Source organism: Caulobacter sp. FV1ye13L (genome assembly GCF_058681155.1).
Genome location: NZ_CM178732.1, coordinates 3,069,213 through 3,091,229, shown reverse-complemented (window position 1 = coordinate 3,091,229; position 22,017 = coordinate 3,069,213). Strand labels below are relative to the sequence as shown.

19 protein-coding genes are annotated in these 22,017 nt (G+C 66.1%); 7 read left to right on the top strand and 12 right to left on the bottom strand.

What is annotated here, in order from left to right:
* Positions 1 to 87 precede the first annotated feature (87 nt).
* Complete coding sequence (locus ACW176_RS15005) at positions 88 to 1,959, top strand: ABC-F family ATP-binding cassette domain-containing protein (protein WP_492109716.1); 1,872 nt, start codon at positions 88 to 90, stop codon at positions 1,957 to 1,959.
* Between the two features lie 20 nt (positions 1,960 to 1,979).
* Here ACW176_RS15005 and ACW176_RS15000 read toward each other — a convergent pair whose 3' ends face one another.
* The 4 genes from ACW176_RS15000 to ACW176_RS14985 are packed head-to-tail and all read right to left on the bottom strand — an operon-like array spanning position 1,980 to position 6,686.
* Positions 1,980 to 4,409, bottom strand: coding sequence for an MASE1 domain-containing protein (locus ACW176_RS15000; protein ID WP_492109715.1), 2,430 nt, complete (start codon positions 4,407 to 4,409; stop codon positions 1,980 to 1,982).
* Complete coding sequence (locus tag ACW176_RS14995; protein WP_419317223.1) at positions 4,400 to 4,738, bottom strand: peptidase inhibitor I78; 339 nt, start codon at positions 4,736 to 4,738, stop codon at positions 4,400 to 4,402. The genes ACW176_RS15000 and ACW176_RS14995 overlap by 10 nt, the downstream gene beginning before the upstream one ends.
* On the bottom strand, positions 4,735 to 5,196 hold the full coding sequence (locus ACW176_RS14990) for a DNA polymerase III subunit chi (RefSeq protein WP_492109714.1): 462 nt from the start codon (positions 5,194 to 5,196) through the stop codon (positions 4,735 to 4,737). The genes ACW176_RS14995 and ACW176_RS14990 overlap by 4 nt, the downstream gene beginning before the upstream one ends.
* A gap of 8 nt (positions 5,197 to 5,204) precedes the next feature.
* Entirely contained in the window at positions 5,205 to 6,686 is a 1,482-nt protein-coding gene (locus ACW176_RS14985; protein WP_492109713.1) for a leucyl aminopeptidase, read from the bottom strand.
* Positions 6,687 to 6,932: 246 nt separating this feature from the next.
* Here ACW176_RS14985 and lptF point away from each other — a divergent pair, with 246 nt between their 5' ends.
* From lptF to rsmA, 6 genes are all read left to right on the top strand, one after another.
* Positions 6,933 to 8,075 (top strand): LPS export ABC transporter permease LptF, encoded by a 1,143-nt coding sequence (gene lptF / locus ACW176_RS14980; RefSeq protein WP_492109712.1) that lies wholly within the window; start codon positions 6,933 to 6,935, stop codon positions 8,073 to 8,075.
* A complete protein-coding gene (locus ACW176_RS14975) occupies positions 8,072 to 9,178 on the top strand; it encodes an LptF/LptG family permease (RefSeq protein WP_492109711.1) in 1,107 nt (368 codons plus the stop codon). The genes lptF and ACW176_RS14975 overlap by 4 nt, the downstream gene beginning before the upstream one ends.
* A 22-nt stretch (positions 9,179 to 9,200) precedes the next feature.
* Positions 9,201 to 11,555: an LPS-assembly protein LptD gene (locus ACW176_RS14970; RefSeq protein ID WP_492109710.1), complete on the top strand. Its 2,355-nt coding sequence runs from the start codon at positions 9,201 to 9,203 to the stop codon at positions 11,553 to 11,555.
* Positions 11,556 to 11,635: 80 nt separating this feature from the next.
* Entirely contained in the window at positions 11,636 to 12,988 is a 1,353-nt protein-coding gene (locus ACW176_RS14965) for a peptidylprolyl isomerase (protein ID WP_492109709.1), read from the top strand.
* Positions 12,985 to 13,986 (top strand): 4-hydroxythreonine-4-phosphate dehydrogenase PdxA, encoded by a 1,002-nt coding sequence (pdxA, locus tag ACW176_RS14960; protein WP_492109708.1) that lies wholly within the window; start codon positions 12,985 to 12,987, stop codon positions 13,984 to 13,986. The genes ACW176_RS14965 and pdxA overlap by 4 nt, the downstream gene beginning before the upstream one ends.
* A gap of 22 nt (positions 13,987 to 14,008) precedes the next feature.
* A complete protein-coding gene (rsmA, locus tag ACW176_RS14955; protein ID WP_492109707.1) occupies positions 14,009 to 14,830 on the top strand; it encodes a 16S rRNA (adenine(1518)-N(6)/adenine(1519)-N(6))-dimethyltransferase RsmA in 822 nt (273 codons plus the stop codon).
* On the opposite strand, the gene ACW176_RS14950 is transcribed toward rsmA, so the two are convergent.
* The 8 genes from ACW176_RS14950 to fabD form a co-directional block, all read right to left on the bottom strand.
* Complete coding sequence (locus tag ACW176_RS14950; protein WP_492109706.1) at positions 14,827 to 15,684, bottom strand: CPBP family intramembrane glutamic endopeptidase; 858 nt, start codon at positions 15,682 to 15,684, stop codon at positions 14,827 to 14,829. The genes rsmA and ACW176_RS14950 overlap by 4 nt on opposite strands.
* An 85-nt stretch (positions 15,685 to 15,769) precedes the next feature.
* The gene (gene gmk / locus ACW176_RS14945; RefSeq protein WP_492109705.1) at positions 15,770 to 16,411 is read right to left on the bottom strand and encodes a guanylate kinase; all 642 of its coding nucleotides are present in this window, start codon (positions 16,409 to 16,411) and stop codon (positions 15,770 to 15,772) included.
* Positions 16,404 to 17,285 (bottom strand): YicC/YloC family endoribonuclease, encoded by an 882-nt coding sequence (locus ACW176_RS14940; RefSeq protein WP_492109704.1) that lies wholly within the window; start codon positions 17,283 to 17,285, stop codon positions 16,404 to 16,406. The genes gmk and ACW176_RS14940 overlap by 8 nt, the downstream gene beginning before the upstream one ends.
* A 1-nt stretch (position 17,286) precedes the next feature.
* The gene (mltG, locus tag ACW176_RS14935; protein ID WP_492109703.1) at positions 17,287 to 18,363 is read right to left on the bottom strand and encodes an endolytic transglycosylase MltG; all 1,077 of its coding nucleotides are present in this window, start codon (positions 18,361 to 18,363) and stop codon (positions 17,287 to 17,289) included.
* Positions 18,360 to 19,640: a beta-ketoacyl-ACP synthase II gene (gene fabF, locus ACW176_RS14930; RefSeq protein ID WP_492109702.1), complete on the bottom strand. Its 1,281-nt coding sequence runs from the start codon at positions 19,638 to 19,640 to the stop codon at positions 18,360 to 18,362. The genes mltG and fabF overlap by 4 nt, the downstream gene beginning before the upstream one ends.
* Before the next feature lie 170 nt (positions 19,641 to 19,810).
* Positions 19,811 to 20,050, bottom strand: coding sequence for an acyl carrier protein (locus ACW176_RS14925; RefSeq protein ID WP_007672577.1), 240 nt, complete (start codon positions 20,048 to 20,050; stop codon positions 19,811 to 19,813).
* Between the two features lie 140 nt (positions 20,051 to 20,190).
* Positions 20,191 to 20,931, bottom strand: coding sequence for a 3-oxoacyl-[acyl-carrier-protein] reductase (fabG, locus tag ACW176_RS14920; RefSeq protein ID WP_492109701.1), 741 nt, complete (start codon positions 20,929 to 20,931; stop codon positions 20,191 to 20,193).
* A gap of 127 nt (positions 20,932 to 21,058) precedes the next feature.
* The gene (fabD, locus tag ACW176_RS14915; protein ID WP_419317235.1) at positions 21,059 to 22,003 is read right to left on the bottom strand and encodes an ACP S-malonyltransferase; all 945 of its coding nucleotides are present in this window, start codon (positions 22,001 to 22,003) and stop codon (positions 21,059 to 21,061) included.
* Positions 22,004 to 22,017 lie beyond the last annotated feature (14 nt).

Here is a 22,017-nt window from a genome sequence, read left to right as displayed (position 1 = left end):
TCACACATAAAGTTGTGAATTGGGGAGCTGCGGGCTTATAGCCGGGCGCTTCCTCCCCGCCAACCCGCCGCGTAGTCGTCCTTTCAAATGCTCCAGATCAAAGACCTGACCTTCAACGCCTGGGGACGGAAGTTCTTCGACCACGCCAGCGTCAGCCTGCCGCCCGGCGCCAAGGTGGGCCTGATCGGCCGCAACGGCGTGGGCAAGTCCACCCTGTTCAAGCTGATCCTGGGCCAGCTGCATGCCAGCGACGACGAGATCAGCCTGCCCAAGTCTGCGCGCATCGGCTCGGTGGACCAGGAACACCCCGCCACGCCTGTCAGTCTGCTCGACACTGTGCTGGAGGCAGACGAGGAGCGCCACAGCCTGCTGACGCGCCTTGAGACGGCCGATCCAGAGGAAATGGGCGAGATCTGGAGCCGTCTGATCGAAATCGACTCCGATGCGGCGCCGGCCAAGGCCTCTGAAATCCTGTCGGGCCTGGGCTTCAGCCAAGAAGACCTCGCACGGCCCATGGCCGAGTTCTCAGGCGGCTGGCGGATGCGCGTGGCTTTGGCTGCGGCGCTGTTCTCCGAACCCGACATGCTGCTGCTGGACGAACCGACCAACTATCTCGACCTGGAAGGCGCCCTGTGGCTTGAGGCCCGCCTCCAGAAGTATCCTCACACCGCCCTGATCGTCAGCCACGATCGCGAGCTGCTCAACAACAGCTGCACGCACATGCTGCACCTGGCCGGCGGCAAGTTGGAACTCTACACCGGCGGCTACGACGACTTTGAAAAGCGCCGCGCCGAGAAGGCCCGCCTGCAGCTGTCGGCCAAGGCCAAGCAGGACGCCGAGCGCGCCCACCTGCAGTCCTTCGTCGACCGCTTCAAGGCCAAGGCCTCCAAGGCCGCCCAGGCCCAGTCGCGCATGAAGCGCCTGGCCAAGATGGAGCCCGTGGCCACCACGATCGAGGAGCGCGTCGCGCCCTTCACCCTGCCCTCGCCGCCGCGCCCCCTGCCGCCGCCACTGATCCGGCTGGAACGGGCCAATGTGGGCTATGAAGAGGGTCGCCCGATCCTCAAGAACCTCAACCTGCGCATGGACCTGGACGACCGCATCGGTCTGCTGGGCGTCAACGGCGCCGGCAAGTCGACCTTCGCCAAGATGATCGCCGGCGCCCTGGGCGTGCAATCGGGCGAATTCCATCGCGACCGCAAAATGAAGGTCGGCTGGTTCCACCAGCACCAGATCGAGGCGATGGACCCCGAAGACACCCCGCTGGAGATCATCCGCCGGGCCATGCCGGACGCCTCGGAATCCTCGCGCCGCTCGAAACTGGCCCAGTTTGGCCTCGGCTTTGACAAGCAGGAGACCACGGTCGCCAACCTTTCGGGCGGTGAGCGCGCGCGCCTGCTCCTGAACATGGTGGCCATGGACGCGCCGCACATGCTGATCCTCGATGAGCCGACCAACCACCTGGACATCGACAGTCGCCGCGCCCTGCTGGACGCCCTCAACGACTACGACGGGGCAGTGATCCTGATCACCCACGACCGCTCGCTGATGGAGCTGGTCGCCGACCGCCTGTGGCTGGCCGCCGACGGCACGGTGAAGCCCTTCGACGGCGACATGGACGACTACGCCAAGTTCGTGCTGGACCGCGCCAAGCAGTCGGTGAAGCCGACCCAGGTGGCGCGCGAGCCGGCCAAGGCCGAAACGCCCGCCGCCGCGCCGCGCAAGACCGTCGCCATCGAGCCTCTGAAGCGGAAGATCGAGGCCGCCGAACAGGTGGTCACTCGCACCACCCGCCAGGTGGTCGAGCTTGAAACCCAACTTGCTGACCCGCAGCTCTACAAGAACCCGACCAAGGTCGCGGAACTGACAAAGCGCCGTGACTCCGCTCAGGCCAAGCTGCAAGACGCCGAGGCAACGTGGATGGGCCTGGCCGAAGAGCTGTCGGCGGCCGAGGCCTAGAGCTGTCTGTTTTGAATGCCTCAGGCGGGCAGAAGGGCGGAGATCGCGCCGACGAGGGACACAACCGTCATCGGCTTTGACACCGAGCCGTTGAACACCGCCCCCGGCGATCCCGATCCGACGTCCGCCGAGAAGGCTATGATTGGCGCACCGGCGCTGGGCCCCTCCCCCTTTCGGATGCGTTCGGCCGCCTGCGCGCCATCGAGGCGCGGCATACGCAGGTCCATCAGAATGATGTCGAACTGCTCCGCCTGGGCGGCGATCACGCCCTCCTCGCCATCGACCGCCTCGGAAACCTGGGCGTTGAAGGCTTCCAGCACGGTGCGCACAAGCTCGCGATTGGCGGCATTGTCATCGACCACCAGCACCCGGCACCCCATTGGCAAGCTGGGGGCCGGGGCCTCGTCTTCGGTCTCGTCGAGGGTCTGAACGGGCGCGTACAGATCGAAGAAGAACCGCGCACCCTCGCCCAGCCGGCTCTCGACGCCGATCTGGCCGCCCATGGCCTCGACCAGGCCCTTCGAGATCGCCAGGCCAAGGCCCGTGCCGCCATGTTGGCGACGGATCGAGGCGTCGACCTGCGAGAAGCGCATGAACAGCAGCTTGAGATCTTCCTCGGCTATGCCGCGCCCGGTGTCGGCGATCGCTGCGCCAAGCCGCTCTTCTGTGACGTCATAGGTCAGACTGAGGGTCACGCCGCCGGTTTCGGTGAACTTGACCGCGTTGCCGATCAAGTTCAGCAGCACCTGCCGCAGCCGCTCGGGATCAAGCAAGAGGCTGGCCGGCAGGGATTCCAGCCCCTCGGAGATCAAGCTCAGCCCCTTGGCCGACGCCTGCAGGGTGAAGATGTCCAGCACGTCCCGCGCCAGATCGGCGACGTCCACGGCGCGCGGCCGGATCTCCATGTGACCAGCGTCAAGCTTGGAGAAGTCCAGGATGTCGTTGATCGTGGCCAGCAAAGAGCGCCCGCCGTCGACGATCCTGGCCACATGACGGCGAGTTTCGGTGGACAGTTCGGGCTGATCATCCACCAGATTGGCGAAACCGAGCACCGCCGTCAGGGGCGTGCGCAGCTCGTGGCTCATATTGGCCAGGAACTCACCTTTGGCGGCGGCGGCGGCTTCGGCCGTGGCCCGCGCCTCGCGCAGCTCCTGCTCCAGCATCTTGCGCGCGGTGATGTCGCGAACCACGTCCGTGAAGCCGACCTTCTCGCCGGTCACGGGATCAAGGGCCAGTGTGGGACGCGACTCCAGCCAGATCACGGCGCCGTCCTTGCGATAGGCCTGGTATTCGATGCGGTCCACGGCGCCGTGGTTCTCGCCGTTGACCAGGCGCAGGCTGATGGCGATCACCCCGTCCACATAGTCAGGATGCACGAATTCGATCGGACGCTCCCCGGTCAGTTCTTCAGGCGCGTAGCCCAGAACCGCCAGGACGGAGGGCGAAATATAGGTCACCCGCCCGTTCAGATCGCTGTGCAAGATCACATCAAGGGCGTTTTCGGTCAGCAGGCGATAGCGGGCCTCGCTTCGCGCCGCCGCCTCGCCGGCCTGGGCCATGCGATCCAGAATATAGCGCCTTTGCCTCTGGAAGGCGGCTACGGGCAGGCTGACAAAGATCGACACCGCCAGAAAGGCCTGCAGGATGATCGACTGTTCGATCGCGGAGTCTTTGACCAGAAGTATAGGCCCGACGCCGGCCATCGTGAAAAGCACGGCGATGGTCGCGACCATGGCCGCGCCGATCACGCCGCCCAGCACCTCGAGGCGCGACGCCACCAGCAGCATGGCCGGCGGCACCATGAACAGCAGTGGGTAGCGCCCCTGGGAAAACACCGCCGTGGTGACGACGAACAGCCCCAGAAGAGCCAGCAGGCCATCCCGCGTCACCCCGCGCTCGGCTAGATAGGTCCTGGCCCTGACCATAACCAAGATACAGGGCGTCACCGTCAGAATGCCCAGAATGTCGCCCAGCACCCAGACGACCATATTGGCCCAGACATCCCCGCCGCGGGTCGCCGTATGGATGAGGGACGACAGGACGCCGGTGATCAGGGGCGCAGCGAACCCGGCCAGCCCGACGAAGGCAATCATGTGCTTGGGTCGGCCAAGGTCGATCTCTCGCCCCAGAACCCGCCGCGTGGACCACGCGCACAGCCAGATCTGCAGAATATTGCTGGGCGCCAGCGCGAAGTTGACGAGCAAGGCGTCGCCCGCATGCGCGCCGGCCAGTAGCGCGCCGACGAGCGAGGCGGCCAGCATCCAAGTCCAGCGACGCGTATCGACGGCGAGAAGGCAGGCCACGACAAAGCCATTGGACAGCCAGATCGGCGTTACCTGGTTGTAGGCGCGGGGAATCTCGACGCCGACATAGGCACAAAGCGCAAAGCCCAGCCCCGCGATCAGCGAGGCCAGCGCCGTGCGCCCTATGTCTTGTCGGTCTAGCCGCACTTGACCTCTTTCACCCTGCCGGTGTCGGCGTCGAACAAGATGTTCAGGCGATCGGGCCGAAAGTCCATGGTCACCGGGCATGTGGTGCAGGCCACCCGCCATCGCGTGGGGTCCACGGCGGCCGGCAGTTCGGTGCGGTTCTTGCCGATAAAGGCCTTGGCTTCGTCCATGCCGCACTGGTCCCTTGGCTGCGGCGGCGCGATAGCCACAGGCGGCGGGGCCACAGGCGTTTCGGGCGGCGGAAGCGGCGCCGGCGGTGGGGCGCTGGAGCATGAAGCCGCCAGAACGGCAGCGGCAAGCACACTCCCCACCACGATCAGCGTCTTCATGCCTGCTTCTCCCATCCACGTTCGGCGCCCTGGCGCCAGTACGACACCGGGTGCCCGGCCTTCTTGAAACCTGCCCAGCGACCCCGCGCCTGGGCCAGAGCCGACTCGTCACGGCCGTCAAACAGTAGAACGCAACGCGAGAAGCCGGCCAGATCGCCAGGTTCTGCTCCGTCGAGCAGAAACAACGCATCACCGCCGTTCAGGTTGTCCAGCCCGTCGGTCAGCAGCACCGGCTGCCGCTCGGCCATAGGCTCTCTGGCCAGTCCGTGCGGCAGAAAGGTGTCGTCGCGATAGGTCCACAGATGACCGTCCAGGACTTCCATACGGCCGGCGTCACTGCCACGCACCAGCGCCTTCCAGCCCCGCCCAAGGGTCTTTTCCAGCAGTTCCGGCAGCACCTGTTCGGTGCTGCTTCGCTCCAGATGGTAAAACCAGACCTCGCAGGGCGCGCCGGACATCGGATCGATCAGCCTTCGTAGGCGTCGGCGACCAGACGGTTGAGCAGCCGAACCCCAAAGCCAACTGCGCCGTCGGGCACGGTCGGATCGGTGGAAGGCTTGCGCCACGCCACGGCAGCGATATCGAGGTGGGCCCACGGCACGCCATTGACGAACTTCTGAAGGAACAGACCCGCAGTGATCGAACCCGCGGGACGGCCGCCGATATTCTTCATGTCGGCGATCGGGCTTTCGATCTGCTTTTCGTAAGACGCCGGCAGCGGCATGCGCCACAGGTTCTCGCGTTCGGCCTTGCCGGCGGCCAGAAGCTTTTCGGACAAGCCATCGTTGTTGCTGAACAGGCCGGCATAGTCATGGCCCAGCGAGATGATGATCGCCCCGGTCAAGGTGGCCAGGTCGATCATGAACTGCGGCTTGAAACGCTGCTGCGTGTACCAGAGGGCATCGGCCAGCACGAGGCGGCCCTCGGCGTCGGTATTGATGACCTCGATGGTCTGGCCGGACATGGAGGTGACCACGTCGCCAGGGCGCTGGGCATTACCGTCGGGCATGTTTTCAACCAGGCCCAGGACGCCGATGGCGTTGACCTTGGCCTTGCGGCCGGCCAGGGCGTGCATGACGCCGGTCACGGCGGCCGCGCCGCCCATGTCCCACTTCATGTCTTCCATGCCGTCGGCCGGCTTGATGCTGATGCCGCCGGTGTCGAAGGTGACGCCCTTGCCGACGAAGGCGATGGGCTGGGCGGCTTTGTCGACCGCGCCGGTCCATTTCATGATGACCAGCTGGCTCTCGCGCACGCTACCTTGGCCAACGCCCAGCAGGCTCCCCATGCCGAGCTCCGCCATCTGGGCTTCGCCAAGGATCTCGACTTCCAGGCCCAGGCTTTCAAGGCTCTTGGCGCGGGCGGCGAACTCTTCCGGATGCAGGATATTGGCCGGCTCGGACACCAGGTCGCGGCTGAACAGAATGGCGTCGGCCAGGGCGTCAAGGCTTTCGAACAGCTTGGCGGCCTTGACCGGATCGGCGGCGGCCACCTTGACCACGGTGACCGAGGGCTTCTTCTCGGCCTTCTCGGTGGTCCGGTATTTGTCGAAGCGATAGGCGGCCAGCTTGACGCCGAAAGCGGCGCGGGCGGCAGTCTCGGCGTCGGCGCCCAGCTTCAGCACCAGCTCGGTGACGCCCGAAGCCTTGACCGCCTGGAAGGCGGCGGCGGCGGCGGTTTCGATCGCCTCCGGCTCGACCGCGCCAACACCATCAACGCCGACCAGCACCACGCGGGCGGCTTCCAGGCCGTGCGGCGCGACCAGATCCAGGATCTGGCCCTTGGCGCCGGTGAAGCGACCGCCGGCGATGGCGCGCGCCAGGGCGCCGCCGGTGGCCTCATCGATCACCCTGGCCTCAGGTGACAGGGCTGCGGCCTCATGGGCCAGGACGGCCACCGCAGCGGTAGCGCCGGCATGAAGGTCGGCGGGGACGAACTCGATACGCATCGCACGCTCCTGAATTGGCTTGGCGCCTTAACCATCCCGAACCGCAAGCGCGACTCGCAATGCGGCCCTTTGTACGGCCGTCTCGCCTTGATCTGGCGGCATAGTCCAACCCTCGTCGAGAGAAAAGACTTCCGGCGCCGCGTGGCGCGCTGTCTTCGGTTGTGCGGGGGGGAAGCGCCCGTGTAGAACAGCCCTCTTCCTAGGGGTTCGCCGTTTCCGAATCCGCCCGCCCGAACCCCCTTTTTGATGCGCCTGATCGAACGCTACCTCTTTCGCCAAGTCCTGGGTCCGACGCTCTTCGCGGCGGCTGCCCTGGCGGCGCTTGCGCTGTTGGCCCGTAGCCTGTCGGAGTTCGACATCCTGGTCACCCAGCGCCAGAGCGCGTTGGTTTTCCTCAAGATCATCCTGCTGGCCCTGCCGCAGCTGCTCAACATCATCCTGCCGATCGCCCTGTTCGTGGCGGCCCTGGTGGCCCTGAACCGCTTGCACACCGAGCAGGAGATCGTGGTCTGTTTCTCGGGCGGCATGAGTCGCTGGCGAGTCATTTCGCCCGCCATGCGGCTGGCGGTGTTCGCGGCCCTGTTCTCGCTGTTCCTGGGCCTGTGGGTCCAGCCCTGGAGCGCCCGTCAAATTCGCGAGACCGCGTTTGCCGTGAAGACAGACGTAGCTTCCACGCTGGTCCAGCCAGGACAGTTCACCGAGCCTGGCCCTGGCCTCACGGTCTATGCCCAGTCGATCGACCGCAATAACCTGATCCACAACCTGTTCATCCACCAGGAACGCCCCGACGGCGGCGCCTCGACCTATTCGTCGCGCGAAGCGGTGATCGCCACCCGCAACGGCGCCCCGGTTCTGATCATGCTGAAGGGCTCCAACCAGCAGTTTTCAAACTCTGGTGTGCTGCAGTACACCTCGTTCGACGAATACACCTTCGATCTGTCCTCGCTGTTCCAGAGCGACGAGTTGCTCCACTACAAGATCGCCGACCGTTATCTGCATGAGCTGTTTTATCCGGACCTGACCCAGGAGTGGGAGCAGAAGAACCGCATCGGCCTGCTGGCCGAGGCCCATTCGCGTTTCGCCAGCCCTCTCTACAACATCGCGCTGATGGCCATGGCCCTGGCGGCCGTGATTGGCGGCCAGTTCAGCCGCATGGGCTATGGCAAGCGCATCGCAGCCGTTGGCGCGGCCGCGGCCGTGGTGCGCATCGTAGGCTTCGGCGTCCAGGCGGCGTGCGAGGACAATGTCTGGCTGAACATTGTGCAATACGCCGTGCCGCTTGGAGCCCTTTGGTGGGGCATGGCCCAGATCTTCCGCCAGAAGGTCGCGCGCCACGTCGCCATCAGCCGCCGCAAGGCTGCCTATGCCGCCCAGGCAGGTGCAGCATGAGTTTCGGCGTCGGCATGGTCGAGCGCTACGTCCTGAAGCGGACCATGGCCTCGCTGGGCGCGGCCCTGGCGGTGCTGGGCTCGATGGTGATGCTGATCGCCTTCGTCGACATCGCCCGCAACGTGGGCACCCGGGCCGATGTGGGCTTTCTGGAACTGCTGTACCTGACAATCCTGCAGGCCCCGGCGACCATCCTGGTGCTGACACCGTTCATTTTCCTGTTCGGCACCCTGGGCGCCTTCGTCGGCCTGAACCGGCGCAGCGAGCTGATCGCCATGCGCGCTGCAGGTGTCTCGGCCTGGCGGTTCATCCTGCCGGCGGCAACCGCAGCGTTTGTGATCGGCGTGCTCACCATCACCCTGCTCAACCCTCTGAGCACGGCCATGACCGCGCAATATGAAGTTACGCGCGACGCGATGATGGCGAACTATCTGAAGGCCGCGCCCAAGGGCACATGGCTGCGCCAGGGCGACGACAAGACCCAGATCGTCATCCGCGCCCGGGCCCGCGACCAGATCGACGGCTCGGTGCGCCTGCGCGGCGTGTCGCTGTTCGTTTACACGCTCAACAGCAAGGGCGTGATGGACTTCTCGCGCCGCATCGAGGCCAACGAGGCCCGGCTCGAGCCGGGCTTCTGGCGCCTGATCGGCGTTCGCGAGGCGACACCCGGCGCCGGGGCGATTCGCTCCGAAAGCCTGTCGATCCCCTCCAATCTCGATGACCGGACCGCCTCGGAGCGCTTTAACTCACCCCAGGCCGTGGCCCTGTGGCGTCTGCCCACCACGATTAAGCGGACCGAGGACGCCGGCTTCTCGGCCACGCCGTTCCGCCTGCGCTACCATCAGATCCTGGCGACGCCGCTGTTGTTCGCCGCCATGTCGGTGCTGGCGGCGGCGTTCTCGCTGCGCCTGATGCGCCTGGGCGGCCTGGCGGCCCTGGCCGGATCGGGCGTCGCTTTGGGTTTCGGCTTTTTCTTCTTCAACGAGCTATGCAGCGCGCTCGCGAAAGCCGAGGTTCTGCACTCAGCGGTCGCCGCCTGGACTCCCCCGCTCGTCGCGCTTTTGGCGGGCCTCACTCTGCTTTGCTACACTGAGGATGGTTGAGTCCGTGTCTCCGAGGTCGTTCATGAAGGATCAGCGTCAAGGCGCGTCGTCCCTGCCGGGTCGCTTGCGTCTGCTCGCAGGTGTCGCCTCGCTTGTGCTGGCCGCAACGACAGCGCACGCCCGGCAGGCGCTGGTCGAGGTTCCGCCCGTCCCGGTCGTTAAGGCCCCGCCATCAGACGGACTGGGGGACGAGGGCTACTATCTCGAATCCGATCTGCTGATCCGCGACGACAAGACCCAGATCCTGACCGCCCGCGGCGACGTCGAGGCGCGCTATCAGGGCCGTACCCTGCGCGCCGAGGAAATGGTTTATGACACCAAGGCCGGGGTCATAACGGCCAAGGGCAAGGTCGCGCTGATCAACGGCGACGGCACCGCCCAGTTCGCCGACGAGATGACTCTGGACAAGGACCTGAAGGCCGGCTTCGCCATGGGCTTCTCGGCCCGCATGGACAAGGACGTCAAGATCGCCGCCGTCTCGGCCATCCGGCGCAACGACAACATCCAGGAGCTCAACCAAGCGATCTACACGCCGTGTGAGATCTGCGCCGAAAAGCCAACCCCGACCTGGTCGGTCGCCGCCGACAAGGTGGTGCAGGATAAGGATCGCCAGCTCGTCTACTACAAGAACGCGGTCATCCGCCTGTGGGGCGCGCCGCTGATGTACCTGCCGGTGTTCTGGCACCCTGACCCGCAGGCGACCCGCAGCTCTGGCTTCCTGACACCCAAGCTGGGCGCGTCCAAGCGGCGCGGCATTTCCTACCAGCAGCCTTATCTTTATGTGATCTCGCCGTCTCAGGACATCGTCCTAAGCCCCCAGATCAATTCGAGTGTTAACCCGTTCCTCAACGCCCACTGGCGCAAGCGATTCTATTCCGGCACCGCCGAGATCCGGGGCGGACTCACCTACGAAAAGGACATCGACAACCGTGGCGAGCGTTTCGGCGAAGCCACGCCGCGCAGCTTTATCCTTGCCCGGGGCATGTTCGACATAAACGACAAGTGGAAGTGGGGCTTCAGCGCAGAACGCACGTCCGACAAGCTTCTCTTCGACAACTATTCGATCAACGACGTCTACCAGCAGCGCGGTCTGTTCACGAGCGAGGACCGTCGGCTCAGCTCGCAGATCTACACCACCCGCCAGGACAAGCTGTCGTACCTGTCGCTTTCCGCCGTCTCGGTGCAGGGCTTGCGGGTTTCGGGCGTTGATGCGGTCACGGGCCTGGCCAGTTTCGAGAACAGCGACGTCTTCCCGCTGATCGGCCCGCTGGTCGAAGGTCGCTGGCAGCCGAAGGATCCGGTGCTGGGCGGACGCCTGCGCCTGCAGGGCACGGGCGTGATCCTGACCCGCGCCGAGTCGCCCTATGGCGCGACCCTGGACGGTGTGGACAGCCAGCGCGGCAGCGTCAGCGCCGACTGGCGCTCGACCCTGACCCTCAAGTCGGGGGTGCGGGTTTCGCCCTTTGCTCAGGCGCGCGGCGACGCCTATCGCGTCTCCGACCTGCCGGGCGCCGATGACAGTCAGACCTATTCGCGCGCCTTGGGCGTGACCGGCGTCGACTTCAGCTATCCGTTCTTCAAGGCGCTCAAGGGCGGCACGGTTGTGCTGGAGCCGCTGGCCCAGGTCGCCGCAGGCTCTGACAGCCGCCGCGTGCCGATCGTGGTCGGAACCAGTGGGGCTACGTCCTACCTCTACAACGAGGACAGCACCTCGTTCGAGTTCGACGAGACCAACCTGTTTCGCGCCAACAAGTCGCCGGGCTTCGACCTCTATGAGGGCGGCCAGCGCATGAATGTTGGGGCGCGGGCGACCATCAAATACAACGACACCCGTGGCGCCAGCATTCTGGTCGGTCGCAGCTTCCGCTCGGAGTTCGACCCGCTGCTACCCGCCCGCTCGGGCCTGCAGACGAAGTCGTCGGACTGGATCGTGGCGGCCACGGTCACCCCGGTGCGCGGCGTCAACGCCTTCGTCCGCACCCGCTATGCGCCGGACCTGGCCAGCAACAAGTTCCGCCGCATCGAGGCCGGTGTCGACGCCTTCCACAAGGTCGCCAACGGCTCGGTACGCTACATCAAGGACCAGCAGGACGCCGGCGGCTTCCCGTTGGAAACCTTCGAAATGCGCGGCCAGCTGAACATCACCAAGAAGTGGGGCGTCACAGCCTATGGCCAGCAGGACCTCGTGGCCGGGGTCTGGCGCCGTCGTGACCTGGGCGTGGTCTATACTGACGATTGCATCCGCATCGACGTCATCTACCAGAACGAAGACCGTTTCAGCCAGGCTTCGACCGGCGGTCTGAAGCTGCAGGCCGACCAGTCTGTCGTGTTTCGCCTAACCCTCGCCACATTGGGTGATACAGGGTACAGCCAGTAAATTGATCTCGCGTCACCCCCGGTGCGCGTGATTTTTGCGCGCGTGATCGGCACGTCGCGCCTAGAGGAACGACACTACCCATGCGGCCTGCGCGTAGCGTGAAGACCCTTGCCGCGGCTGGAGCCGCGTCCATTATCGCCCTGTCCATGGCGAGCTTTGGCGCGCCTGCCTTCGCTCAAGACGCAGCGTCCGTCTTGGCCGCTCCGCCCCCCGTGGCGGCGCCCCCGCGGGGCCTGTCGGAAAGCGTCGCGGCGGTGGTCAATGACGACATCGTTTCCAGCTATGATCTGATGCAGCGTATGCGCCTGCTGATGGTCAGCTCGGGCGTGCAGCCGACCGAGGAAAACCTTCCCCAGCTTGAGCAGGAAGCCCTTCGCTCGCTGATCGACGAGCATGTCCAGCTGCAGGAACTGCGCCGGGTCGAGAAGGCCCAGAAGATCACGATCATCTCGACCGACAAGGAAGTCGACGAGCAGATCGACGATATCGCCAAGGGAAACAACGCCAACATGACCGGCGCCCAGCTGCTGGCCCAGCTGGCCGCGCAGGGCGTCGGCGCCGAGACCTTCCGCTCGCAAATCCGCATCGACAGCAGCTGGCAAAACTGGATCAGCGGTCGATATGGCTCGCGCCTGCGGGTCGGCGAAGACCAGATCAAGGCCTTCCAGCGCCGCGCGGCCGAATCTGCCAGCAAGCCGCAGTACCAGGTCAGTGAAGTGTTCATCGACGCCGCCCGTGTCGGCGGCATGGAAACGGCCATCAACGGCGCGACCCAGCTGGTCGCCCAAATGCAGCAAGGCGCGCCCTTCCCGTCCGTCGCCCGTCAGTTCTCGTCAGCCGCCACGGCGGCCAATGGCGGCGACGCCGGCTGGGTAGGCCCCGGAGAAATGCCTCCCGAGGTCGACACCGCACTGGAAGAGCTGCGCCCCGGACAGCTTTCGCGACCGATCCCGGTCAGGGACGGCGTCTACATCATCTACCTGCGCGACAAGCGCGCGGGCGCCAAGACCGCTCTGGTCGACCTCAAGCAGGTCGCCTATCCGCTGGCCGCCGACGCCACAGCCCAGCAGATCGAAGCCGCCAACACCGCCCTGCTGGCCCTGAAGCCGCAGATCACCAGCTGCTCGACCCTTGAAGCCGCCGCCGGCAAGGTGGATGGCCTGGTCGCCGGTGATCTTGGCGAAGCCGAAATCACCGACCTGGCTCCCGCCTTCCAGGCAGCCGCCACGGCCCTGGAAATTGGTCAGGTTTCGGATCCGATCCGCACGGACGCCGGCCTTCACCTGATCGCCGTCTGCGGCAAACGTCAATCGGGCGGCGGCGCGCCGTCGCACGACCAGATCGAGAACCGCCTGCGCGGCCAGCAACTGGCCCTGATCTCCAAGCGTTACCTGCGCGACCTCCGCAACTCGGCGACCATAGAAACCCGGTGAAGACCACACCCCTGGCCCTGAGCGCCGGCGATCCCGCCGGCATCGGGGCCGAGATCATCGCCAAGGCCTGGGCGGCGCTCCGATGGGAGGGGCCGCCCTTCATGGTCGTGGGCGATGCTCGACTTCTGGCCTCGGCCGGCTCGGGCGTGAAGGTCAAAACCGTCACCGGTCCGTCCGAAGCGCTGGATGTCTTTCCCACAGCCCTGCCCGTGCTCGACACGCCGTTGTTGAGCCCGGTGATCGCCGGCCAGCCGTCCAGCACCCACGCCGGCCAGATTATCCGCTGCATCGAGACGGGCGCGGGCCTTGCCCTTTCGGGGGCGGTCTCGGGACTGGTCACGGCCCCGATCGCCAAGGCGCCGCTCTACGAAGCCGGCTTCGCCTTTCCGGGCCATACTGAATTCCTGGCCGAACTGACCGCCGGAGCGGCTCAAGAGGGCGTACGCGGTCCGGTGATGATGCTGACCGCCGGAAACCTGCGCGCTACCCTGGTGACGATCCACAAGGCGCTGAACGATGTGTCGGCCGCCCTGTCGGTGGAGGCCATCGTCACGGCCGGCATGGTCACCAGTCAGGCCCTCAAGCACGACTTCGGCGTCGCCCGCCCCCGCCTGGCCCTGGCCGCCCTCAACCCCCACGCCGGCGAAGGCGGCGCGCTGGGCCGCGAGGAGATCGAGATCATCGAACCCGCCGCCCGCGTTCTACGCGACCTGGGCGTCGAGGTCATGGGGCCAGCCCCCGCCGACACCCTGTTCCACGCCGAGGCGCGCGCCCGCTACGACGCGGTGCTGTGCATGTATCACGACCAGGCCCTGATCCCGGTCAAGATGCTCGACTTCTGGGGCGGCGTGAACATCACCCTGGGCCTGCCGATCGTCCGCACCTCGCCCGACCACGGCACCGGCTTCGACATTGCTGGACGCGGCCTTGCCAGAGCCGATAGCCTGATTGCCGCTATCCGGCTGGCGGCCCAGATCGCCGCCCGCCGCGCGGCCTGAACCCTTTCGAGACGAAACGACCATGAGCCTGGCCGATATGCCGCCGCTGCGCGACGCCCTGGAGCGTCACGACCTTCTGGCCCGCAAGAGCTTTGGTCAGCACTTCCTGCTGGACCTCAACATCACCCGCAAGATCGCGCGGCTGGCGGGCATCGGTCCCGATGATGTGGTGGTCGAGGTCGGCCCCGGCCCCGGCGGCCTGACCCGCGCCCTCCTTGAGACGGGAGCCAGGGTGGTGGCCATCGAGATGGACACGCGCTTCATGCCGATCCTGGCCGAGCTCTCCGAAGCCGCTGAAAAGCGGCTGGAAGTCGTGCAGGGCGATGCGCTCAAGGTGGATGCGGCAAAGGCCGTCGGCGGCGTCCCCGCGCACGTGGTCGCCAACCTGCCCTACAATGTCGGCACCCAGTTGCTGATCAACTGGCTGACCGGCCCGTTCCTGCCGCTGTCGATGACTCTGATGTTCCAGAAGGAAGTCGCCGAGCGCATCGCCGCCCACGTCAATGACGACGCCTATGGCCGCCTGGCGGTGATCTCCCAGACGGTCTGCGAGGCCAAGGTGATCATGGACCTGCCCGCCCGCGCCTTCACGCCGCCGCCCAAGGTCAATTCGGCGGTGATCCGCCTGATTCCCCACGCGGTGATCCCGCCGCCAGCGGAACTGGCCGCGCTGGAACGCGTGACCGCCGCCGCCTTCGGCCAGCGCCGCAAGATGCTCCGATCCAGCCTCAAGGCGCTGGGCGGCGGCGAACTCTGCGAGAAGGCCGGTATCAGTCCCGACATCCGCGCCGAGAATGTGCCGGTCGAAGGCTTCCTGGCGCTGGCGCGGGCGACGCTGGCCTAGCCGGGCGTCGCCAAACCACGCCAACGGACCAGGATCACCAGCAGGACGATGACGGCGACTAGTCCTGGCAGACTTGCCTCAAGCCCAAAGGATCCGCCGGTCAGCCACGTCATGCCGTTGGCCAGATGCGGCGCCAGCAGTCCCTGTTCGGATGCGCCGCTCACCCCCAGACCCAGGACGCCACCCTGGGCGACATTGGCCATGAAATGAATGCCGATCGGCAGGGCCAAGCTTTGAGTTCGTAGATAGGCGAGTCCGAACAGGATGGACGCCAGAAAGATGTTTATCCCGGCCCAGACCTTGGTCGCACCCTGCATGCCGTCATTGTCCAGGTGGGTGAGCAGGAAGAGGCCGCCAATCAGGATCTGCGCCGGCCAGACGCCCAGCCCCGCCACGAACCGTTGAAACAGGAAGCCACGGAAGAGCAGCTCTTCGGCGACGGCCACGGCGGCCATCACCGCCAGGCTGGCCGTGAAGGCGTCGAGGCCGGCGGGGTTGGGCCGCCAGCTGATCCAGCCGCCCAGCGCCAGGAAAAGCGCCGGAGCCAGCATCAGCGCAGCGCCCAAGCCGCAGCCAAGCGCTAGCTGCTTCGCCCACAGGCCGTTCAGGCGGCCGAAAACCTCGGATAGCGGCAGACGGCGCAGAAGCTGGCAGATCCAGGTCGCAGCCAGGACGATCACGGCCTGCTCCGCGATCGAGAGCTCGCGCCCGAAGCGCTGCGACGCCAGCAGACAGGGAAACAACAACAGGGTCAGCACGCCCATGAAAATGGCTGCCCACCATCCATTGCGCAGTTTGCCGTGTGTGTTGAGCATCACCGACATGCCATTCCCCCGCCAAGCAACCTTGGTCATGAAATGCTGTAACGACCGGTACCTTGTTATGCAAAGTATATGCAAACACGCGCTGACGCAGGACGGACGTCAGTCGAAGTGTGGCTCAGATCTCTTCGACCAGCAGGTCTCTGACCAGATCCCCGATCCACGGGTTGCGGGCCCGCTTCTGGCGTTCAGCGTGATAGATGTGGGCCAGGTCGGAATAGGCGCGGTCGAAGTCGTCATTGAGGATGACGTAGTCGAACTGCTCCCAGGCGGCGACTTCGTCCTTGGCGCGTGACAGACGGCGGTGGATGACCTCTTCGCTGTCCTGGCTGCGAGCGTGCAGGCGACGGCTCATCTCTGCCAGCGACGGTGGCAGGATATAAACCAGAACACTGTCGGCCCCAGCCTGCTTGTGCACCTTCATCGCGCCCTGGAAGTCGATGTCGAACAGCGCGCTCTCGCCGCGATCCAGCGCTTCCATGATCGGCGGCTTGGGGCTGCCGTAGAAATTGCCATAGACCTCGGCCCATTCCAGAAACGCGTCCGCCGCGATCATCTCCTGGAACTTGTCGTGGCTGACGAAGTGATAGTCGCGGCCGTCATGCTCGCCCGGACGCGGCTGGCGGGTGGTGGCGCTGATCGACAGGTGCAGGTCGCCGTGATCAGCCACCAGGCGACGGGTCAGCGAGGTCTTGCCGACGCCCGAGGGCGCGACGACCATCAGCAGAAGGCCGCGGGTCTTGTGATGGGGCTTATTCAACGTTCTGAACCTGTTCGCGGAACTGCTCGATGGTCGCCTTCAGCTCCAGACCGATCGCGGTCAGGGCGCTGAGCGCAGATTTCGAGCACAGGGTATTGGCTTCGCGCATGAACTCCTGGGACAGGAAATCCAGGCGGCGGCCGGCGGCGGCTTCGCCGGTCAGCAGGGTGCGGGCGGCGACCACGTGGCCGGCCAGGCGATCGAGTTCCTCGCGCACATCAGCCTTCACGGCCATGGCGGCGGCTTCCTGGACGATGCGCTCTTCGGGAGCGGCCTCGCCCAGCAGTTCGGTCATGCGCCGCGCGAAGCGGTCCTTCAGCACGGCGGGCTGACCGACAGCCTCGACGCCGGCTTCCGTCGTCAGGCGCTCGATCGTATCGACCTGGCCGTTGAGCACGGGTGTCAGGGCGATCCCCTCCTCCAGCCGCGCGATCTTCAGGGCGTCCAACGCCTGGGCGATGGAGGCGGACATGGCGGCCTCGACGGCGGCGCGGGTTTCGGCGTCGTCGTCTTCCTCGCGCACCTCAATGACGCCGCGCAGGGCCAGCAGGCCATCCAGGGACGGCTTGGTGACCATGCCGGTGGCCACATAGGGTCCGCCGGCCTTCAGATAACGCTCCAGGGTCTCGACGCTGACCTGGGTCTGCCCCACGGCCTCGGCGCGTTTGCCCTGGACGTTGACCGTCAGCTGACCTCGCTGGAAGCGCGCTTGGGCCCCGTCGCGGGCCGCGCGGTCTAGGCTGTCGAAGCCGGGCGGACCGCGAAACCGGGTCTCGAGATTGCGGCCGTTGACGCTGCGGGCCTCCACGGCCCAGGACCAGGCCCCGTGCGCGCCTTCGACGCGTGCGAAGCCGGTCATGCCCGACAGCGCCACCTCAACCCCCGCTCAGGGGCGTGGCGGCGGCCTTTTTGGCCGCGCGGCGTCGCTCGACCTGACGCCATTTGACGACGTTGGCGTTGTGCTCTTCGAGGGTGCGCGCGAAGACATGGCCGCCGGTGCCGTCGGCGACGAAATAAAGCTCGTCGGTCTTAGGCGGATCCAGCACGGCGGCGATGGCGGCGCGGCCGGGGTTGGCGATCGGCGTCGGCGGCAGACCATCGATCAGATAGGTGTTGTAGGGCGTCTGGCGCTGCAGTTCCGACAGCAGAATGCCGCGTCCCAGCGGCCGGCCCCGGGTCAGGCCGTAGATGATGGTCGGGTCGCTGCCCAGCCGCATGCCGGTGCGCAGGCGATTGACGAATACGGCCGCCACGCGCGGACGCTCCGAGGCGATGCCGGTTTCCTTCTCGACGATCGAGGCCAGGGTCATGGCCTCGTCCTTGGTCGAGAACGGCAGGCCCTTCTGACGTTGCGGCCACAGCTCGTCCAGCAGCTGGTCGCGGTCGTCCATCATCCGCTGCAGCACGGCGGAGCGATCCTCGCCGCGCTCGACCTGATAGGTCTCGGGCAGGATCGCGCCTTCCGGCGGGGTCGGCGCGACACCGGTCAGGACCGGCGAGCGCATCAGGATGTCGACGGCCATGTCCGAGGTCACGCCCTCGGGGATGGTCACGAAGTGGCGAACCACCCTGCCCTTGCGGATCGCTTCCAGAACCTGCGCCATCGAGGCCCGGCTCTTGAACTCGTATTCGCCGGCCTTCAGCGACCGCGCCGCGCCGGTGATCTGGGCGGCGGTCATGAAGATCGACGAGGAGCGGATAACGCCGCCGCTCTCAAGACTGGACGCGATCTCGGGCACGCTGGCGCCCCGGCGCAAAACTACCGAGGTGACGTCACCGCTCTTGGCCGCCGGCCCGGGCCCTTGATAGAGCCAGATCGCGCCGAACACGAAGACCATGCCGATGACGACCAGGGTGGCGCCGGCGGCGAAGATCATCGCGATCAGCCGACGTCCGATGGACGCCGACTCGGGCTTGCGGGCCTTGCGGGGCGGAGCGGCTTTGCGGCTCACGAGATTTTACGGAACACGACGGAGGCGTTGGTGCCGCCGAAGCCAAAGCTGTTGGAGACGGCGACGTCGATCTTCATCGGCACGGCCTTGTTGGGCGCCAGGTTCATGGCGACGTCGACATTAGGATTGTCGAGATTGATGGTCGGCGGCGCGATCTGGTCGCGGATCGCCAGGATCGAGAAGATGCCCTCGATGGCGCCGGCCGCGCCCAGCAGGTGGCCGGTCATCGACTTGGTCGACGACATCACCACGTTCTTGGCGTGATCGCCCAGGAAGCGCTCGACCGCCTTGGCCTCGATGCCGTCGGCCATGGTCGAGGTGCCGTGTGCGTTGACATAGTCGATGTCCGAAGGCTTCAGGCCAGCGTCCTTCACGGCCGCCGACAGGGCCCGGAAGCCGCCGTCGCCGTCCTCGGACGGGGCGGTGATGTGATAGGCGTCGCCCGACAGGCCATAGCCGACGACCTCGGCATAGATCTTGGCGCCCCGCGCCTTGGCGTGCTCGTACTCTTCCAGGACCAGGGCGCCGGCGCCCTCGCCCATCACGAAGCCGTCGCGATCCTGGTCATAGGGACGCGAGGCCTTTTCCGGGGTGTCGTTGAAGTCGGTCGAGACGGCGCGGCAGGCGATGAAACCAGCGATGCCGACCTTGCAGACGGCGGCTTCGGCGCCGCCGGCCACCATCACGTCGGCGTCGCCGTACTTGATCAGGCGGGCGGCGTCGCCGATGGCGTGGGCGCCCGTGGCGCAGGCCGTCACCACCGAGTGGTTGGGCCCCTTGAAGCCGTAGCGGATCGAGACCTGGCCCGAGATCAGATTGATCAGGGCCGAGGAGATGAAGAACGGGCTGACCTTGCGCGGCCCCCTGGCCTCGAGCTCAATGGCGGTCTCGGCGATCGTGGACAGGCCCCCGATGCCCGAGCCCATGATCACGCCCGTGCGGTACTTGTCTTCCTCGGTTTCCGGGACCCAACCCGAATCCTTCACGGCTTCGTCGGCGGCGGCGACGCCGTAGAGAATGAAATTGTCGACCCGCTTCTGGTCGCGCGGGCTCATGGTCAGGTCGGGATTGAACGCGCCTTCCACGTCAGGCCCGCCGCCACCGCGTCCATCGACGCGCGGAACCTCACAGGCGACCTTGCAGGCGTAGTCAGTCGGATCGAAGGCCGAGATCCGGTTTGCGCCGGACTTGCCAGCAAGGATGTTCTTCCAGGACACCTCGACGCCATGCCCCAACGGGGTCAGCAGGCCAAGACCGGTGACAACAACTCTACGCATGGATCACTCCCAACCTTCGTACCGCGTACATATGGGACTTGCGGACGAATCCGACGCCCCCTCCGGCCGCGACTCTCGGCCACATACGAAAACCGCCGCGCACACGATGGCAAGAGCCCGTGCTGCGCGGCGGTGATAGTCTGTTCGCCTCAAAAGCGAACCAGACGCCCTTAGGCGCCCGTCTTTTCCGTGATGAACTTCACAGCGTCGCCGACCGTCTGGATGTGCTCGGCGGCGTCGTCCGGAATTTCGATGTCGAACTCTTCTTCGAACGCCATCACCAGCTCGACGTTGTCGAGGCTGTCGGCACCCAGGTCATCGATGAAGCTGGCCTTCTCCGTGACCTTCTCGGGATCGGCATCCAGGTGCTCGATGACGATCTTACGCACGCGCTCGAGAATGTCGGACATTCTGTTAGTCCCTCAGTTTTGAATCTGTTGTCCGCCAACGGTTTGGCCAAGGCCTCTCCATTCACGGGAATTGTCGGCCTCCGCCTATCACGTTCCTTTTCGGGTGACCAGCGGGTCCCCCGTCAAGAAACATGGCGGGGCTAGATCATGGCCATACCGCCGTTCACGTGCAAGGTCTGACCGGTCACATAGGCGCCCTGGTCGCTGGCCAGGTAAACGCAGGCAGCGGCGATATCACTGCCTTCGCCAAGGCGACCCGCCGGGATGCCCGACAGGATGCCGGCCTTCTGGGCGTCGGTCAGGGCGTCGGTCATCGGGCTCGCGATGAAGCCGGGCGCGACACAGTTGACCGTGACGTTACGGCTGGCCAGTTCCTGGGCCAAGGCCTTGGAAAACCCGATCATTCCGGCCTTCGAAGCCGCATAGTTGGTCTGTCCGGCATTGCCGGTCACACCCACCACCGAAGTGATGCCGATGATGCGACCCGAGCGGCGCTTCATCATTCCCTTGGCGGCTGCGCGAGCCAGGCGGAAGTAGCCCTCCAGGTTCACCTTGATGACGGTGTCCCAGTCCTCGTCCTTCATCCGCACGATTAGGCCGTCGCGGGTGATGCCGGCATTGGCGATGACGATATCCAGCGGCGCGCCGGCGACTTCCTCGGCCTTGGCGACCAGACCGTCTACAGCTTGCGCGTCCGATAGATTGGCCACCACGAACGAAGCACGTTCGCCCAGTTGCGCCTTCAGCTCCGTCAGAGCCGATTCGCGGGTGCCCGAGAGCACGACATGGGCGCCTTGAGCATGCAGGGCCTTGGCGATAGCCCCGCCGATGCCGCCCGTGGCGCCAGTCACGAGAGCGGTCTTGCCGGTAAGATCGAACATTGGATTTCTCCCAATCTTGTCTGTCATCCCGGGCGAAGCGTAGCGCAGACCCGGGACCGCCGGACACGCCGACGCTTGTTGCGGCCCCCGGGTCTGCGCGCTTCGCGCTTGCCCGGGATAACAGTCGCTATAGCGACTTGGCGAAGGCTTCTATGTCGGCCGGGCTGTTCAGCGGCGTGGCTTCGGCGTCCGGAGCGATGCGCTTGGCCATGCCCGACAGAACCTTGCCGGCGCCCGCTTCGGCGAAGCGCGTGACGCCACCCTCTCCCGCCAGCCAGATCATGCTCTCCCGCCAACGGACGCGGCCAGTGACCTGTTCAATCAGCAGGCCACGAATGACGTCGGGGTCGTGCACGGGACCGGCGGTGATGTTGGCCACCAGAGGCGCGCGGGGCGAGACAATGGTGGTCGTGGCCAGAGCCTCGGCCATCTCGTCGGCCGCCGGCCGCATCAGCGGACAGTGGAAAGGCGCGGAGACGTTCAGCGGGATGGCGCGGGCGCCCAGCTCCTTGGCCTTCTCGATGGCCCTGTCGACTGCGGCCTTGTCGCCCGAAATCACCACGTTGCCGTTGTTGTTGTCATTGGCCACGACGCAGACGCCGACTTCCGAGCCCGCAGCGGCGGCAGCTTCCGCGAGCGCCAGGTCGGTCTTGGGACCGATCAGCGAGGCCATGGCGCCTTCGCCCACCGGCACGGCGCGCTGCATGGCCTGGCCGCGCAGCTTCAGCAGGCGCGCGGTGTCGGACAGGGTGATCGCGCCGGCGGCGGCCAGGGCCGAATACTCGCCCAGGCTATGACCGGCAACGAAGGCGGCGCGGTCGATGCCGATCCCGAATTCCTTTTCCAGCACGCGGGACACGGCCAGACTGACCGCCATCAGGGCGGGCTGAGCGTTCTCGGTGAGGGTCAGGTCGCTCTCCGGACCTTCTTTCATCAGGGCGAAAAGCTTCTGGCCCAGGGCGTCATCGACTTCCTGGAAGACTTCGCGGGCTGCGGCGAAGGCCTGAGCGAGATCGGCGCCCATGCCGACCGACTGGCTGCCCTGACCGGGGAAAATGAAGGCGATGCTCATGGAAGCCCGCTCCG

Excerpts from the sequence above, each read along its gene's own strand:
- ACW176_RS15005 (WP_492109716.1), top strand. The coding sequence starts at position 88 with ATGCTCCAGATCAAAGACCTGACCTTCAACGCCTGGGGACGGAAGTTC.
- ACW176_RS14995 (WP_419317223.1), bottom strand. The coding sequence starts at position 4,738 with ATGAAGACGCTGATCGTGGTGGGGAGTGTGCTTGCCGCTGCCGTTCTG.
- ACW176_RS14990 (WP_492109714.1), bottom strand. The coding sequence starts at position 5,196 with ATGTCCGGCGCGCCCTGCGAGGTCTGGTTTTACCATCTGGAGCGAAGC.
- ACW176_RS14985 (WP_492109713.1), bottom strand. The coding sequence starts at position 6,686 with ATGCGTATCGAGTTCGTCCCCGCCGACCTTCATGCCGGCGCTACCGCT.
- lptF (WP_492109712.1), top strand. The coding sequence starts at position 6,933 with ATGCGCCTGATCGAACGCTACCTCTTTCGCCAAGTCCTGGGTCCGACG.
- ACW176_RS14975 (WP_492109711.1), top strand. The coding sequence starts at position 8,072 with ATGAGTTTCGGCGTCGGCATGGTCGAGCGCTACGTCCTGAAGCGGACC.
- ACW176_RS14970 (WP_492109710.1), top strand. The coding sequence starts at position 9,201 with ATGAAGGATCAGCGTCAAGGCGCGTCGTCCCTGCCGGGTCGCTTGCGT.
- ACW176_RS14965 (WP_492109709.1), top strand. The coding sequence starts at position 11,636 with ATGCGGCCTGCGCGTAGCGTGAAGACCCTTGCCGCGGCTGGAGCCGCG.
- rsmA (WP_492109707.1), top strand. The coding sequence starts at position 14,009 with ATGAGCCTGGCCGATATGCCGCCGCTGCGCGACGCCCTGGAGCGTCAC.
- ACW176_RS14950 (WP_492109706.1), bottom strand. The coding sequence starts at position 15,684 with ATGACCAAGGTTGCTTGGCGGGGGAATGGCATGTCGGTGATGCTCAAC.
- fabF (WP_492109702.1), bottom strand. The coding sequence starts at position 19,640 with ATGCGTAGAGTTGTTGTCACCGGTCTTGGCCTGCTGACCCCGTTGGGG.
- ACW176_RS14925 (WP_007672577.1), bottom strand. The coding sequence starts at position 20,050 with ATGTCCGACATTCTCGAGCGCGTGCGTAAGATCGTCATCGAGCACCTG.
- fabG (WP_492109701.1), bottom strand. The coding sequence starts at position 20,931 with ATGTTCGATCTTACCGGCAAGACCGCTCTCGTGACTGGCGCCACGGGC.
- fabD (WP_419317235.1), bottom strand. The coding sequence starts at position 22,003 with ATGAGCATCGCCTTCATTTTCCCCGGTCAGGGCAGCCAGTCGGTCGGC.